The organism is Cryobacterium sp. SO2, from assembly GCF_026151165.2.
GTDB lineage: Bacteria > Actinomycetota > Actinomycetes > Actinomycetales > Microbacteriaceae > Cryobacterium.
In genome coordinates, this window is record NZ_CP117849.1 from 3,523,398 (window position 1) to 3,538,895 (window position 15,498).

The window sequence follows — 15,498 nt, forward strand, 5'->3', positions numbered from 1 at the left end:
TCGATGGTCGACGCCCGGTCGCCGTGACGCGCATCCGGTGGTCAGACGGGAGGTGCATCGCCGTGAACGGCCGACTCCCCCAGGCGCTCCTCGCACTGCTGAGGGACCCCACCGCACTCTCGGCCCGGCTGCGCCTCGAACTGCGGTTACGCGGGCTGCGTGTGCGGTCGCGCTTCGGCACACGCCGGGTCACTGGCGACGCAGCCGCCGTGGTGAACCTCACGAGCTACGGCCACCGCACCGGGACGGTCTTCTACACGATCGAATCGATCGCCGCCGGCACCGTGCGCCCCCGGCGCCTGATCCTCTGGCTGGACGACGCCGAGGTCCTGGCCGACCCGCCGCCCGAACTGCGACGGCTACGCGCGCGCGGCCTCGAGCTTCTGCCCTGCCCGGACTACGGACCCCACAAGAAACAGTTCGCGTATGCGAACACCGTGCGCTCCCCCGACCTCCCTCTGGTGGCGGCCGACGACGATGTGCTCTATCCCCGAGCCTGGCTGGCCGACCTGCTCGCCGGGTACTCCCGGCATCCGGGCGACGTGCACGCCCACCGCACGCACCGGGTCGAGTTCGCCGGCACCGGCCTGGCCCCGTATGCGCGGTGGAGCGCGGGCACCGGCACCGCGGCCAGCTTCCGCACCTTCTGCACCGGGGTGTCCGGCATCCTCTACCCGCCGGCCCTGCTTCGAGCGCTCGCGGCGGAGGGTGACGCCTTCAGGCGCCTTGCGCCCTGGGCAGACGACGTTTGGGTGCATTCGGTCATGGTGCGGCACGGGTTCCGCGCGCGCCAGGTGGCGGCGCGGCAGGCCGAGTACCCGGCCGTGCCAGGCACCCAGCGCGGCACGCTGTACGGACGCAATGTGCGGGACGGCGGCAACGACGCCCAGATCCTCGCCTGCTTCGGCGAGGCCGAGCTGCGCCGGATGCTGGAGGATGCCGGCGGGCCCGGCGAGCGGACGCCCGCCGAGTCCGAGTCCGGGGCCCAGAGCCCCGACGCTCCCGGCAGCCATGTCCGATAGGCGCCGGCGGCAGCGCCCGGAGCCGCCCGGCCCGGCGGTCACCTCCGTATCGAGCGGCCCGGGCCGGCGCTCAGGCGCGCTGTCGCGCAATATGTCGATCGCGCTCGTCGGCAACGCCTTCCCGCCCCTCGTCGCGTTGTTCTCCGGCCCGATCCTCGCCCAGGCCCTCGGCGTCGCCGGGCGAGGCGAGGTCGCCGCCGCCACGGCACCGCTGGCCCTGGTGGTGACCCTGGCCACCTTCGGGGTGCCCGAGGCCGTGACCTGGGCGGTCGCCCGGTCGCCACAGCTGGCCAGGAACGCGGCGCGCCGGGGGCTGTTGCTGCTCACGGCCGCCGGCATCGTGGCGATGACCGCGGTCTTCGTGAGCGCGCCCTGGTTGAGCGGCGGCTCTCCGGCCGTGGCCCAGCTGATCCTCGTGGCCTCCCTCGCCATCGTGCCCAACCTGCTCGTAGGGGTGCTGCGCGGTGTGGCCGCCGCCACCCAGAGTTGGCGGCTGGTGGCGACCGAACGCATCCTCACCTCGTCACTGCGGCTGGTCGTGCTCATCCCGTTCTGGCTGACCGGCACGCTGACCCCGCTGGTGGCCACCCTCACGGTGGCCGTGATGCCCGTGGCCGGTGCCTTCGTCTACCTGGGCCGGATGCGCAGCCTGCCGCCGGCACTGGCCGAGGTGCCGCGGATGGCGCGCACGAGCGGACTGCTGGGCTACGGCGTGCGGGTGTGGGTGGGGTCGCTCTCCGGCATGCTGCTCTCCCGAATCGACCAGGTGCTGATGACCCCGCTGGCCGGCACCTATCAACTGGGGCTCTACGTGGTGGCGGTGAGCGTGAGCGAACTGCCTCTGATCATCAACCAGGCCGTGCGCGACGTGACCTTCGTCAGCGACGCCGCCGAATCGGTGGATGAGAGGCTGAGCTCCTCAGCCCGCATCTCCACATTCCTCTGCGGCGTGGCCGCCCTCGTGCTCGGCGTGAGCATGCTCTGGTGGCTGCCGTTCCTGTTCGGCGATGGCTTCAGGGACTCTCTGCCCGTTGCGGCGGTGCTGCTGGTCGCCGTCGTGCTCGGCACACCGGGCTCGATCGGCGGCTCCGGGCTCAGCGCGCGGGGCAGGCCGGGCCTCCGCAGCCTCAGCCTCACCATCGCCTGCCTGGTCAACATCGGGCTACTTGTGCTGTGGGCGCCGATCTGGGGAGCCATGGGGGCGGCCCTGGCGACCCTGGTGGGCAACCTGCTCTCCAGCAACCTCAACCTGGTGTTCCTGGCGCGGGCGTTCGGGATCAACCCGCTCAGCTTCTACGGCCTGCGCCGGCGCGACCTGGCCACCCTCGCGAGGTACGCCCGCCGTTCGGCCGACAGGCTGGCCCGCCGACAGCGTTGAGCGCCGCCGGCGGGGCCGGTCACCCGGCGAAGCGGTCGGTGGCGTCCAACAGGGCCGCGCGGATGCCGGGCTCCTCGAACGAGTGGCCGGCATCGGGGATCATCTGGAAGTCGGCCTCTGGCCAGGCCTTGTGCAGGGCCCAGGCGGTGAACGCCGGGGTGCACATGTCGTAGCGGCCCTGCACGATGGCCCCGGGGATGTCCCGCAGCTTGTGCGCGTCGCGGATCAGCTGCTCCGGCTCGAACCAGCCCTTGTTCATGAAGTAGTGGTTCTCGATGCGGGCGAACGCCACGGCGAAGGCCGGTTCGGTGAACCGTTCGATGGTCTCCGGGTGCTGGAGCAGGGTGATGGTGGAGGACTCCCAGGTGGACCAGGCGACGCCGGCCCGTTCCCGCACTGACTGGTCTGGATCGTGCAGCAGCCGGCTGTACGCCTCGATGAGGCGGCCGCGTTCGTCGACGGGAACCGGGGCGATGAAGCCCTCCCACAGGTCCGGGTAGATCGCCGCGGCGCCGCCCTCGTAGAACCAGTCCAGCTCGATGGGACGCAGGGTGAAGATGCCGCGCAGCACAAGCTCGGTGACCTTGTCCGGGTGGGTCTCGGCGTAGGCCAGGCCCAGCGAGCTGCCCCAGGATCCGCCGCAGACCAGCCAGCGCTCGATGCCGAGGTGTTCGCGGAGGCGCTCGATGTCGGCGACCAGGTGCCAGGTGGTGTTCGCGGTCAGGTCGGCATCCGGCGCGCTGGCGTGCGGGGTGCTCCGGCCGCAGCCGCGCTGGTCGAAGAGCACGATGCGGTACTTCTCCGGGTCGAACACCCGCCGCTGGGTGGGGCTGGACGCACCGCCCGGCCCGCCGTGCAGGTACACGGCGGGCTTGCCGTTCGGGTTGCCTGACACCTCGTAGTAGAGGGTGTGGCCGTCACCGACGTCGAGCATGCCGGTGTCGTACGGTTCGATCTCTGGGTAGAACTCTCTCATGCTTCGAGCCTACGGCCCGGCCCCGCTGCGGCGCCCGCGGCTCGCCATCAGCCGACTGCCGGCGCCCGCTACGCGTCGCGGCGCTTGAGCAGCACGGCCGCGCCGGCCAGGGACACGGCCACCCAGCCCAGCACGATGAGAACGTTCTGCCACACCTCGAACCCGGCCGAGCCGAGATCGAGGCCGAAGCTGGCCAGGCCGGCGTTGGAAAGCAGGTACGGCGACAGGTCGGTGGCCCACTGGGCCGGGATCATCGACAGCACGATCGGGAGCAGCAGGATGACGCCGAGGGCCGCGGCGATGCCGCCGGCGCTGCCGCGCAGGATGGCGCCGACACCGAGAGCGAAGACCGACACCAGGGCGAGGTAGAGGGCTCCGCCGAGCAGGGGCAGCAGCAGGTCCGGGTCGGTGAGTGCGGCACTGATGCCCTTGCCCGCCAGGATCGGCGCGGCCACGAAGAAGGACCCGACGGTGCTGATCAGGCCGACGACGAAGGTGCAGACGAAGATCACCACGGCCTTGGCGGCCAGCACCGGCAGCCGCTGCGGAGTGGCGGTGATGCTCGACCGGATCATGCCGGTGCTGTACTCGCCGCTGATGGCGAGCACACCGAGTACCGCGACGACGAGCTGGCCGAAGAAGACGCCGAAGGTGGCCGCCTGGGCGAGGAAGGTGGCCTGGGCGGCGGCGGGGACCTCGGTGCCGGCGAGGTCGAGGGAAGCCGACATGAGCGCGGCCATGCCGAACGAGATCACGATGACCGTGGCATACGACCAGATCGTGGAACGAACCGAGCGCAGCTTGATCCACTCGGAGCGCAGGATCCCGCCGAAACTCAGGCCGGATCCGGCCGGGACGAACTCGTGGACGGGGGCGGATACCGGGGCGATCGTGGTCATCGGACACTCTCCTGCAGGTCGGCGGCCGTGTGCGCGGCGGCGGGGTCTTCTGGGGCGCCGCCGGTGCGGTACTCCACGTCGTTCTGGGTGAGGGCCATGTAGGCCTCCTCGAGGGACGCGCTGATCGGCGTCAGTTCGTGCAGGGCGATGCCCGCCCTGGCAGCCTGGTTGCCGATCTCAGCGGCTGAGACCCCCACGATCTCGAGCAGGTCGGTCTCGGTGCGGGTGACGGTGACGTCGGGGCGCGCGAACAGCTCCGCGAGTTCGGGAGCGTACGGGGTGCGCACCCGCACGGTCTTGCGGGTGGCGGCGCCGATCAGTTCGGCCACAGGGGCATCCGCGATCACCCGGCCGCGGCCGAGCACGATGAGGTGGTCGGCAGTGACGGCCATCTCGCTCATCAGGTGCGAGGAGAGCATGATGGTGCGGCCCTCCCCGGCGAGCTGGCGGACGAGCTGGCGCACCCACTGCACGCCCTCGGGGTCGAGCCCGTTGACGGGTTCGTCGAGGATCAGAGTGGCGGGATCGCCGAGCAGGGCCGCGGCGATGCCGAGCCGTTGCCCCATGCCAAGCGAGAAGCCGCCGACGCGTTTGCGGGCCACCGATTCGAGGCCGGTCAGTTCGATGACCTCCTTGACCCGGCTGGCCGGGATGGCATGGGTCGCGGCCATGGCGAGCAAGTGGTTGTAGGCGCTGCGCCCGGTGTGGATGGCCTTGGCGTCGAGTAGCACGCCCACCTCCCGGAGGGGCGCCTTGTGCTCGCGGTACTGCTTGCCGTTGACGGTGACCGATCCGTGGCTGGGCCTGTCCAGGCCCACGATCATGCGCATGGTGGTGGACTTGCCCGCGCCGTTCGGGCCGAGGAACCCCGTCACCCGGCCGGGCTGCACCGTGAAGTCGATGCCGTCGACCGCGGTCTTGGTTCCGTAGCGTTTGGTCAGGGATTGTGCCTGGATCATCCGGTTCCTCTTCCCATCGGGTGGGGAGCGGACGCACGCCGCGTCGACCCCACAGACGAGACTAGGGCGGCCGGCCGGGCGCTCGCATCCGTCGAGCGGATGGTTACCGGCCGCTCCGTCTCATCCTCCGGTCCCCCCTCCCCCCAGTCCGGGTGCCGTGAGCACGCGGGCGAGGGCTCGGGTGCGAGGTGGGCGCCGGGGTCAGGGCCGGCCGGCGGGTTTTTCGGGGACGGGGGCGGTGCCGGCGGCGCGCTGGGCCCGGTAGTAGTCACGGGCTTCGATCTGGCGGTCGCGCTCGGCTCCGCTGGCGATGGGCGCCCGCAGGTGCTCGGGGGCGTAGCCGAACGCGTCGACGAGGTCGAGCGCGTGCGGGCGCAGCCGGGCGATGATGCGGTCGATGTACGCCGTGACGGCGAGCGCCCGCTTGGCGGAGAGCCGGCCGTTGATGAGGTACCAGGCGGCATGTTCCTCGATCAGGCGGAGCCCGAAGAGGTCGCGCAGCCAGGTGAGCACCTGGCGGGTGCCCACGTGCGTTGTGCTCTCCACAGCCCGGGTGAACGCCTCCCACTGCAGCAACTCGGCGTGCGCTCGGGCGGCCTCGATCAGCTCGTTCTGATGCGAGTTGAAGAGGTCGGCCGCCTGCTTCTTGGGCAACTTGCTGGCATGCCGCAGCGCCTGGGCGATGCCCGCGATCATGGTCTCGACCCTGTCGGTGAGGAGCGCCCGCTGGGTGCCGGTCTCGCGCAGCTGGCCGACACTGCGGGCCGTGGAACCGAAGTCGGCGACGGATTGGCCGAGGGTGCGCAGACCCGTGCCGTGGTACGCGCGCCCGGCGGTCTGCTGCACAACGTAGCGGGCGAGTGCCCCGGCGTCAGCGCCGGCGAACTTGCGGTTGTAGTCGGTGAGCAGGCGCTTGGCCACGAGCTGGAGCAGCACGTTGTTGTCGCCCTCGAAGGTGGCGTACACGTCGAGGTCGGCGCGCAACCCCACGAGCCGGTTCTCGGCGAGGAACCCGGCACCGCCGCAGGCCTCCCTGGCCTCCTGGAGGGTGTCAAGGGCGTTCCAGGTGGAGAGTGGTTTGAGGGCCGCGGCGAGGGTTTCCAGGTCTTGCCTGTCGATATCCGTGGCCGCGGCGCCGCTGAAGACCTGGTCGAACTTGACCAGGAACTCGTCGTGCGCGAAGGTCTGCGCGTAGGCGGTGGCCAGGCGCGGGATGAGCCGGCGCTGGTGCCGTTGGTAGTCGAGGATGACCTCTTCGTCGGTGGGGCTGCCGGCTGTGAACTGGCGGCGTTCGCTGCCGTAGCGGATGGCGATGGTGAGGGCGAGGGCGGACGCCTGGGTGGCGGCGCCGTCGAGGGAGACCCGGCCCTGCACGAGGGTACCGAGCATGGTGAAGAAGCGCCGGCCCGGGCTGCCGATCGGGCTGGTGTAGCTGCCGTCGACGGCGACGTCGCCGTACCGGTTGAGCAGGTTCTCGCGGGGAACGCGTACCGCATCGAAGTGGAGCCGGCCGTTGTCGATGCCGTTCAGGCCGCCCTTGAGGCCGTCGTCTTCGCCGCCGACGCCGGGCAGGAAAGCCCCGGTCTCATCGCGGAGCGGCACGTAGAAGGCGTGCACGCCGTGGTTGACGCCCAGGGTGATCAGCTGGGCGAACACGACGGCGGCGGTGCCGTCGATGGCCGCGTTGCCGAGATAGTCCTTCCAGGCGGCCCGGAACGGGGTGTGCAGCACGAAGTCGCCGGCCTCCACGTCGAAGGTGGCCGTGGTGCCGATGGCGGAGACGTCGGAGCCGTGCCCGGTCTCGGTCATCGCGAAGACGCCGGGGACCTCGAGGCTCATGATGCCGGGCAGCCACTTCTCGTGGTGCGCTGTGGTGCCCAGGTGCAGCACGGCCGCGCCGAAGAGGCCCCACTGTACGCCGGCCTTGATCTGCAGGCTCGGGTCGGCTGTGACGAGCTCTTCGAACCCGGCGATGTTGCCGCCATGATCGTCGGCGCCGCCGAGGGCCGTGGGGAACGCGCGGTGCACGTGGCCGTTGCCGGCGAGGATCTTGAGCTGCTCGAGCACGCGCAGGCGGTGGTCCACCATCGACTGCCCTTCGATGCGCTGCAGGTCGGGCCGGGCGGTGAGTTCGCGGGCCTTCAGGCGAACGTCGGCCCAGGTGCCGAGCAGCGTGTGGCTGAGCGCGGGCAGGTCGATGCGCGGGGCATCCGGGTCACCTGCGACCCGCACGGGGCCGGTGTTCGTGTCGACCGCGTCTGGGCGGGCGGGAGTGGGGCGCTGGGCAGTGTCAACCATCATTGGTCCTTACGTCTACGCGCGGCTGGGGAGTGTTCGACCACGTTAGGTCGAGCGGCTCCCGCGCGGAAATAGTGCGTGACGGGGCTACAAAGGTGGGTGCGACGCCGCGCCCTCGGACTGTAGCTCTTCTACAAGGACGCGGTGCCTGCACCTACCATGGGCGACAAAGACGATCCCCGCAGCATCGACGGGCGGCCCGGCCGGTCAGGCGTTTGCCGCGACGACCTCGAGCAGCGCCTCGCCGTAGGACTCGAGCTTCTTGGCGCCCACCCCGGTGATTCCGTCGAGGTCGGCCACGGTGCGCGGCTTGGCGGCCGCGACGGCGATCAGGGTGGCGTCGCCGAAGACGACGTAGGCGGGAACGCCCTGCTCCCTGGCGGTGGTGCTGCGCCAGGCACGGAGAGCCTGGAAGAGGGTCTCCTGCTCGGCGCTGAGCTCGGCGAGCCCGGCCTTGGCGGTGGCGGCGCGGGCGGCGGGGGTGCGCTTGACGGGCCGGTCGGGTTCGCTGCGCAGCTGAACGGTGCGGTTGCCGGCGAGCACCTCTGCGGCGGCCTCGGTGAGGATCAGGGTGCCGTACTCGCCGGAGGTGGCGATGAAACCCTGGGCGAGCAGCTGCCGCACCACGCCGCGCCACTGCTGGTCGGTGAGGTCGGCGCCGATGCCCCACGTGGCCAGCTGGTCATGGCTGTGCTGGGTGGTGCGCGGCGTGGTCTTGCCGCGCAGGATGTCGATGAGCTGGCCGGCACCGAAGCGCTGGTTGCGCTCCCGCAACAGCCGCACGATCGTGGAGAGCAGCTTCTGGGCGGGTACGGTGCCGTCCCAGGCCTCTGGCGGCGTGAGGCAGGTGTCGCAGTTGCCGCACGGCTCGCTGGCCTGGCCGAAGTAGCGCAGCAGGTTGACCCGCCGGCAGTGCACGGTCTCGCAGAGCGCGAGCATGGCGTCCAGGTGCGCGCTCATCTTGCGGCGGTGGGCGAGGTCACCGGGCGACTCGTCGATCATGCGGCGCTGCTGCACGACGTCTTGCAGCCCGTAGGCGAGCCAGCCGGTGGAGGGCAGGCCGTCGCGGCCGGCCCGGCCGGTCTCCTGGTAGTAGCCCTCGACGGACTTGGGCAGGTCGATGTGCGCGACGAAGCGCACATCCGGCTTGTCGATGCCCATGCCGAACGCGATCGTGGCGACGATGATGACGCCCTCTTCACGGAGGAACCGCGACTGGGTGCGGGCGCGCAGACCCTGGTCGAGGCCCGCGTGGTAGGGGTAGGCGTTGAGGCCGTTGGCGCGCAGGAAATCGGCGGTCTGCTCGACGGTCTTGCGGCTGAGCGCGTAGACGATGCCGGCGTCGGTGGGGTGCTCGGTCTTGATGAAGCTGAGCAGCTGCTTGCGGGGTTCGTTCTTGCCCACGATGCGGTACTGGATGTTGGGCCGGTCGAAGCTGGCGACGAAGTGCTGCGCCTCGCCCATCTGCAGGCGCTCGGTGAGCTCCTTGTGGGTGGCGTCGGTGGCCGTGGCGGTGAGCGCGATGCGCGGCACGTCGGGCCAGCGGTCGGCGAGCTCGGACAGTGCCAGGTAATCGGGGCGGAAGTCGTGCCCCCATTGGGAGACACAGTGTGCCTCGTCGATGGCGAACAGGGCGATGGTGCCGCGGTCGAGGAAACGTTTGGTGGCCTCGTTGCTCAACCGCTCGGGGGCGACGTAAAGCAGGTCGAGGTTGCCGGCGAGGTAGTCCCGTTCCACCTGGCTGCGGGCGGCGGAGTCCTGGCTGGAGTTGAGGAACGCGGCGCGCACGCCGACGAGGGTGAGCGCATCCACCTGGTCTTGCATGAGCGCGATCAGCGGGGAGATGACGATGCCGGTGCCCTCGCGCACGAGCGACGGGATCTGGTAGCAGAGGCTCTTACCGCCACCGGTGGGCATCAGCACGACGGCGTCGCCACCATTGATGAGCTGGTCGATGATCTGCGCCTGCTCGCCACGGAACGAGTCGTAGCCGAACACCGTGTGCAGAGCCTCGGCCGCGGTGGCGAATTTGGCTGTGGCGCGCTTGGGCGGCGGCGGGGCGAGGAGGGTGGCGCCGCCGGCGGGCGGGCCATAGTCGCCGAAGTCGACCGGTCCGGAACCGGCAGGGCCGGAGGCACCGGGCCTGGCGGCAGGCTGGCTGGAGCCGCCCTGACCGTAGGGGTCTGGGGGCGGTGGGGCATCGAAGTCGTCCGGTGGCTCGAACTCGTCAGGATCCCACGGTATCTCGGCGTTCCAACTCACCCGCCAACTCTACCCGCGCCCGCCGACGCCGCCGGGCTCGGAGGGAACTGTGGAACGAGCCCGCGGTCGGTCCGTCCCACGAAAGCGGTGGAGTGGTCACCTCGTTTCGGTGGGGCACCCATTGCACCGCTTTCGCGGACCGCACCTCTCGCGAAAGCGGTGAAGTGGTTGCTTCAGCGCGCTGAGGTAACCGTTGCACCGCTTTCGCGAGGTGGGTGCGAGGTGGTGAGGGGTGCCGGAGTCAGTGCGGGGCGCTCCGTGGAGGGCGAAGGGTGAGGAGGGCGTCGATCACGATGAAGACCAGCAGGCTGATGCCCACCAGCGGGAAGAGCAGACCGACCGCCAGTACTCCGACGATGACGGCCAGCACTCCCCACCAGGGTGCGCGGGCGAGCGCGCCGGCCGGGGCGGGCGTGCCCATCCGGGCGGTGCCGAGAGTGGGGCGGCGTTTCCACCACATCAGGTAGCCCCAGCTGACCATCGCTGCCAGGCCCAGGGCGGTCGCGATGAGGACCAGCTGGTTGGCCAGCCCGAACATGGTGCCCATGTGGGTGTCGATGCCCCAACGGCTGAGCTTGGCGGCCAGGTTGAAGTCGGCGAAATCGACCCGGTCGGTGACCTGGAGGGTGGTGCCGTCGACGGCGACGGAGTCGACCTCGGTGGGGAAGCTGCGCTGGATCTCCTGCACCACCCAGGCCTGGTCGGCGGCGGCTGGCGGGCGGATCTCGACGAGGCCGGTGTTCACGTTCACGGTCTGCGCCACGGCGAGGACAGCGTCGAAGGTGGCGGGGTCGATCGCGGCAGTGGACGCGGACGCAGTGCCGTGGCCGGCGTGCTCGTCGGCGGGTGCTGTCGCCGTCTCGGCGAGGTCGGTGGAGATCGACGGGGTACCGAGATTGAAGGCAGCGCGCAGGTCGGAGACGTTCTGGCCGGCGTACTGCGACCAGGTGATACCCGTCGCGGACAGGAACAGGGCACCCACCAGTAGCCATATTCCCGTGGAGGCATGCCAGCTGAACAGGCGCCGGTATCCCCTGGCCTTGGTGTTGGGACGCAGCAGATCCCTCTTGGCGCGAACTCGGCGGATGCGGATGACCCACATGGCAGCGCCGGCCAGGACCACGACGCCGAGCCAGCTCGCGGCGAGCTCGCTGTAGAGGCGGCCGATCTCACCCAGGTGCAGGTTGCGGTGGAATTGGTCGATCCAGGTGCGAAGCGGCAGGGTGCCGCTGGTGCCGTAGGTGGTGAGGTCACCGCGCACCTCGGCCGTGGCGCGGTCGATGAAGATGGCCCTGGTCTCGCTTTCGCCGAGGCCGTCGCCGGTGAACATGACCCGGGTGGTGTCGCCGTTGGTCGGTGCCGGACGCACGGCCGCGAGCGACCCCTCGTCGCCGACGACGGCCTGGGCGGCCTCGATCTGGTCGACCAGGGGCAGGGCGGTGGCGGATTCCGGGGCGTGCAGTTCGTGCGCGTAGATGACCTGTTCGAGTTGCGGGGTGGCCGCGTAGAGCGCTCCGCTGAGGGCGGCGACGAGGATGAACGGGCCGACCAGGATGCCGGCGTAGAAGTGCAGGCGCAGCAGGAACGCGCCGAACCAGGGTTGGCGGGTTGATGCCGGCGAGGTCGGCGGTGGGGTGTCTTCGGTGGTGAGGATGGTGGTCATGGAGAGGTCCTTAGAGGTGGGTGGCGCGGCGGCAGGTCGGGTCACGGGGTCTCGACGAGCTCGACCAGCGAGGTGGTTCGACGGCGGCGGCGGGCCCGGTCGCAGCTCTCCCGGTCTGTCGCTCTCGCGAGAGCGGTGCTGCGGTTGCTTCGGAGCGCCCGAGGTGACCGCCACACCGCTTTCGCGGGATGCAACTCTCGCGAAAGCGGTGCTGTGGTTGCTTCAGCGCACTGAGGTGACCGTTACACCGCTTTCGCGAGATTGTGGGCTCGGGAGAGAGCGGGGTGAGGCGCGGCGCGGGGGTGAGGTGGGTGGCGCTACTTGGGGGTGGCCCGGCGCGGGGGTGAGGTGAGTGGCGCCACGTGGGGGTGGCCCGGCGCGGGGGTGAGGTGAGTGGCGCCACGTGGGGGTGGGGCGGCGCGGGGGTGAGGCGCGGCGCGGGGGTGAGGCGGGTGGCGCTACTTGGGGGTGGGGCGGCGCAGGAGGAGGAGCGTGACACCGATCGCGGCCAGGATCGCCACGAGGGCTCCGCCGATCCAGAGCAGGTCGGTGCCGCTCACCGCTGCGCCGCCGGTGTTGCCGTCGGCCGCATCGGTGGCCGCGGCATCCGTATCGGCGGCATCCGTGCCGGACCCTGAACCCGCGCAGACGGGCGCCGTCGCGGACCCCTCATCAAGCACCTGGTTGGCGTCCGGCTGCCAGGTGAACGTGAAGGTATCCGAGATCGAATGCCCGTCGGTCGACACCGTCTGCCACACCACCGTATATTCCCCCGGTTGGCCGAGCTGCACGGTCGCCTCGAGCGTGGCACCGAAGACGGTGGCGCAGCCGTCGCCGTAGAAGCGCGGCGCATCCGTGGGCCCGCTCACCTGCATGGCGCTGCCCGCCCCCTCTCCCGAGAGGTCGAGCAGATTGTCGTTGGTGGTGACGCTGATGACGCCGGGCTGTTCGGTCACGACGGCCCCGGCCTCCGGTGTCGTGCTGACCACATAGTTGTGCGCGAACGCCGGGGCGGCCGACCAGCCCAGGGTGGCGACGACCAGCACGAGTGCGGCCACCACCGATCGCCGCAGCACCTGCGGGTGCCGGCGGCTATCGCGGATGCCTCCCATCGGTTCTACGCCGCGTTCTTGCGGCGGCTGGCGACGGCCACAACCAGGCCGACCGCACCGACGACGAGGCCGCCGATGCCGAGGACCCGGGCGAGGACGTCATCCGACGCCGCGGTCGTGGTGGCAGTGGCCTCGGCCTCCTCGGTGGTGCCGTGGCCGTGGCCGGCCTCGCCGGTGGCCTCCGTGACGGTGAGCGACGGTGCCGGGTGCGCCGGTTCGGCCTCACCCTCCACGGTGGCCTCCGACCAGCTGGTCTCGCCGACCTCGCAGGACTGCAGCACCGGGAAGGACAGCGTCTCGCCGACGGCGTCTTCGGGGATCTGCAGGCTCAGTACGAACGTCGTGCGCAGGCCGTCGACCAGCGGCGTCTGGGCCGTGTAGCTGACCTGGCCGACGCGGGTGGTGATCGTGTCGCCCTCGCCGTCCTCCAGCGGGGTGGCCAGGTCGACGGCCACCTTGGCGACGTCCCAACCGGGATTGACGGTGGGCGTGACACTCGTGATGGTCTCGGGAATGTCGACGGTGATGCCGGTGGTGGCGGAGCCGTCGCAGCCGTGGCTGACCGCGAAGGTGAGCAGGCTGTAAGAGCCGGCGGCGGTCGAGGACGGTTCGACCTCGACGTGCGCGCTGGCGGCCAGCGGCGCGGACAGGGCGAGCAGGCCGGCACCGAGGAGGGTGGTGGCGGCGAAAATTGGCGTGGAAAGCTTCATGGTGGGTCCTTGGGATCGTGGTCGGCCGAACCGGGGGCGGCCCGCGGCGCGGGCAGGCGGAAACCGGTTCGACACTGAGGTCGACAACTAGTGGGTGCGAAACGAGCGAGGCCGGAGGGTAAGCCTCAGGCGAAGACGCGCACCGGCGGCCCACGATGCCGCATGGGACTGAGCAGGACCAGGAGATCACGAGGCGGGCGGGCCGCCGAGAGGGCGGGGATGGAGCGGGGGATGCTGGGGATCGGCGTGAGCACGAGGGCCCGCACGAGGGCCGTCAGGGCCACCGACGCGGTGGCGAACAGACCCCAGAACGCCCGCTCGCCGTGCCGGAGCGCCACCACGGTGACCACGGCGGCGAGCACGTGGGCGAGGGTCATCATGAGGCCGTGGTCGCCGGCGGCCATGGTGTCTGCGGTGCCGGTGGCGGGCATCAGCATCACGGACTGGCCGGTGCCGTGCAGGTGACCCGCGGTGGCCTCGGAGGCGGCCAGGCGGCCGTTCGCGCCGCCGAAGGAGAACAGGCCGTGGAAGATCAGCTGGCTGAGCAGCACGGCGACGGTGAGCCGCCAGGTGGAGAGGGTGCGCCCGGAGAGGGCGATCGACACGATCCCGGCGAAGGCCAGGGAGACCACCACGGCGAGCGGACCGGGTACCGCGCCGCCGCCGAGGGTGTGGGACAGTGCGGCCACGAAGGTGGAAAAGCCCGCCACGATCCACCCACGGGCAAAGCGCGCCCAGCGTGTGGTCATGGTTCTCCCTCTTATACAGTGCATCGAATCTATCAGGAGGTGGCATTCGGGTGGTTCGCCGGAGAACTCCCCAGCGCCGGTCGGGCACAATGGGAAGCGTGATGGCAACAACTAGGCACCCGGCACTGTTCCTCGGCACGGGGGTCGCGCTCGCCGCCCTGCTCCTGTCCGGCTGCGCGGCCAACGAGTCCGGAGACGACACCAGCACACTCACCGGCACTCTCGACGGCGCCGGCTCTAGCGCCCAGGCCTCGGCCGAAGAGGTCTGGGTGTCGCAGTTCCAGCGCGCCAACGCGAGCGTGACCATCAACTACGACCCGACCGGGTCCGGCGCCGGTCGCGAGCAGTTCATCGGCGGCGGCGTCGACTTCGCCGGCTCCGACTCCGCACTCAGCGACGAGGAACTGGCCGGCGAGTTCGCCGCCTGCGCGCCGGGTTCGAAGGCCATCGACCTGCCCGTCTACGTCTCCCCGCTGGTCCTGGTTTACAACGTCGACGGGGTGGACTCCCTGCGCCTGGATCCGGAGACCATCGCGAACATCTTCTCCGGTGCCATCACGCGGTGGAACGACCCCGCGCTCGTGGCGCTCAACCCGGACGCCACGCTTCCCGACGAGCAGATCTCCGCTGTGCACCGCTCGGACGATTCCGGCACCACGAAGAACTTCGCCGACTACCTCTACCAGAACGTGCCGGAGATCTGGACGAACGAACCCGCGGATGCCTTCCCGTACCCGGGTGAGGGTGCCCAGGGCAATTCCGGCGTGGTGAGCGCCGTGGCCAACGGCAACAACACCATCGGCTATGCGGATGCGTCGCGGGTTGGCGACCTGTCGGTCGCCGCACTCCAGGTCGGCGCCGAGTTCGTCGACTACTCCACCGAGGCCGCGGCCGCGATCATCGACGAGTCGCCCCTCGTGACCCGGGACAACCCTGCCGACCTCGTCGTGGACGTCGACCGCACGTCGACGTCCGCCGGGGTGTACCCGCTCGTGCTGGTGAGTTACCTGATCGCCTGCGAGGAGTATCCGGACGCCGACCAGGGTGAGCTCGTCGCGGCCTACCTGGGCTACGTCGCCAGCGCGGAGGGTCAGGCCGCAGCCGCAGAGAGCGCCGGCTCTGCGCCGTTGTCTGCGGAGTTCTCGGCCCGGGTGCTCGAGGCGATCAGCAGTATCCGCTGATCTGACGCGGCCTCATTCGGCGGATATCTGTGGGGCACCGCGCGGATGCCCCACAGACGTCCCGTCGCTCGCCGGCGCTCTCACAAACCCGAATTGCAAGGTGCCCGCGAACGTGGAAACCGGGCCGCAGTGCGGCCGGTGACAGCGAAAGAATAGGGTCCCCGACCGTGCTGGGTAAAAACGACACGCCGTGCCGCACCCGCGATGTCCCCCGTTTTGGCGGTCTCTGACGCTTAAACGACAGCAGGGCACCCGCCGATCGGCGGGTGCCCTGCTGGTTCAGGCGAGT

General features: G+C 70.7%; 12 protein-coding genes. 3 read left to right on the forward strand and 9 right to left on the reverse strand.

The features are described 5' to 3' along the window. The first annotated feature begins 62 nt into the window (after positions 1 to 62). Together BJQ94_RS16605 and BJQ94_RS16610 are read left to right on the forward strand one after the other, a co-directional pair. Positions 63 to 1,022, forward strand: a complete 960-nt coding sequence (locus BJQ94_RS16605) for a hypothetical protein (protein ID WP_265398503.1) — start codon at positions 63 to 65, stop codon at positions 1,020 to 1,022. Further along, positions 1,012 to 2,400 carry an oligosaccharide flippase family protein gene (locus tag BJQ94_RS16610; protein ID WP_265398502.1) on the forward strand — a complete coding sequence of 463 codons (1,389 nt, stop codon included), beginning with the start codon at positions 1,012 to 1,014 and terminating at the stop codon, positions 2,398 to 2,400. Before BJQ94_RS16605 ends, BJQ94_RS16610 begins: the two co-directional genes overlap by 11 nt. 19 nt (positions 2,401 to 2,419) lie before the next feature. On the opposite strand, the gene pip is transcribed toward BJQ94_RS16610, so the two are convergent. From pip to BJQ94_RS16655, 9 genes are all read right to left on the reverse strand, one after another. After that, positions 2,420 to 3,376: a prolyl aminopeptidase gene (gene pip, locus BJQ94_RS16615; protein ID WP_265398501.1), complete on the reverse strand. Its 957-nt coding sequence runs from the start codon at positions 3,374 to 3,376 to the stop codon at positions 2,420 to 2,422. Positions 3,377 to 3,444: 68 nt separating this feature from the next. Further along, the gene (locus BJQ94_RS16620; protein ID WP_265398500.1) at positions 3,445 to 4,275 is read right to left on the reverse strand and encodes an ABC transporter permease subunit; all 831 of its coding nucleotides are present in this window, start codon (positions 4,273 to 4,275) and stop codon (positions 3,445 to 3,447) included. After that, complete coding sequence (locus BJQ94_RS16625; RefSeq protein WP_265398499.1) at positions 4,272 to 5,234, reverse strand: ATP-binding cassette domain-containing protein; 963 nt, start codon at positions 5,232 to 5,234, stop codon at positions 4,272 to 4,274. The genes BJQ94_RS16620 and BJQ94_RS16625 overlap by 4 nt, the downstream gene beginning before the upstream one ends. A gap of 201 nt (positions 5,235 to 5,435) precedes the next feature. Beyond that, the gene (locus BJQ94_RS16630) at positions 5,436 to 7,535 is read right to left on the reverse strand and encodes an acyl-CoA dehydrogenase (RefSeq protein ID WP_265398498.1); all 2,100 of its coding nucleotides are present in this window, start codon (positions 7,533 to 7,535) and stop codon (positions 5,436 to 5,438) included. 204 nt (positions 7,536 to 7,739) lie between these two features. Further along, entirely contained in the window at positions 7,740 to 9,794 is a 2,055-nt protein-coding gene (gene recQ / locus BJQ94_RS16635) for a DNA helicase RecQ (protein ID WP_265398497.1), read from the reverse strand. 241 nt (positions 9,795 to 10,035) lie between these two features. Beyond that, positions 10,036 to 11,457 carry a PepSY domain-containing protein gene (locus BJQ94_RS16640; RefSeq protein WP_265398496.1) on the reverse strand — a complete coding sequence of 474 codons (1,422 nt, stop codon included), beginning with the start codon at positions 11,455 to 11,457 and terminating at the stop codon, positions 10,036 to 10,038. 458 nt (positions 11,458 to 11,915) lie between these two features. Beyond that, on the reverse strand, positions 11,916 to 12,569 hold the full coding sequence (locus BJQ94_RS16645) for a copper resistance CopC family protein (protein WP_265398874.1): 654 nt from the start codon (positions 12,567 to 12,569) through the stop codon (positions 11,916 to 11,918). 5 nt (positions 12,570 to 12,574) lie between these two features. Beyond that, positions 12,575 to 13,279: a YcnI family protein gene (locus BJQ94_RS16650; protein WP_265398875.1), complete on the reverse strand. Its 705-nt coding sequence runs from the start codon at positions 13,277 to 13,279 to the stop codon at positions 12,575 to 12,577. Between the two features lie 125 nt (positions 13,280 to 13,404). Continuing rightward, the gene (locus tag BJQ94_RS16655) at positions 13,405 to 14,028 is read right to left on the reverse strand and encodes a hypothetical protein (RefSeq protein WP_265398876.1); all 624 of its coding nucleotides are present in this window, start codon (positions 14,026 to 14,028) and stop codon (positions 13,405 to 13,407) included. 101 nt (positions 14,029 to 14,129) lie between these two features. Here BJQ94_RS16655 and pstS point away from each other — a divergent pair, with 101 nt between their 5' ends. Beyond that, positions 14,130 to 15,209, forward strand: a complete 1,080-nt coding sequence (pstS, locus tag BJQ94_RS16660; protein ID WP_265398880.1) for a phosphate ABC transporter substrate-binding protein PstS — start codon at positions 14,130 to 14,132, stop codon at positions 15,207 to 15,209. The last annotated feature ends 289 nt before the right edge of the window (positions 15,210 to 15,498 follow it).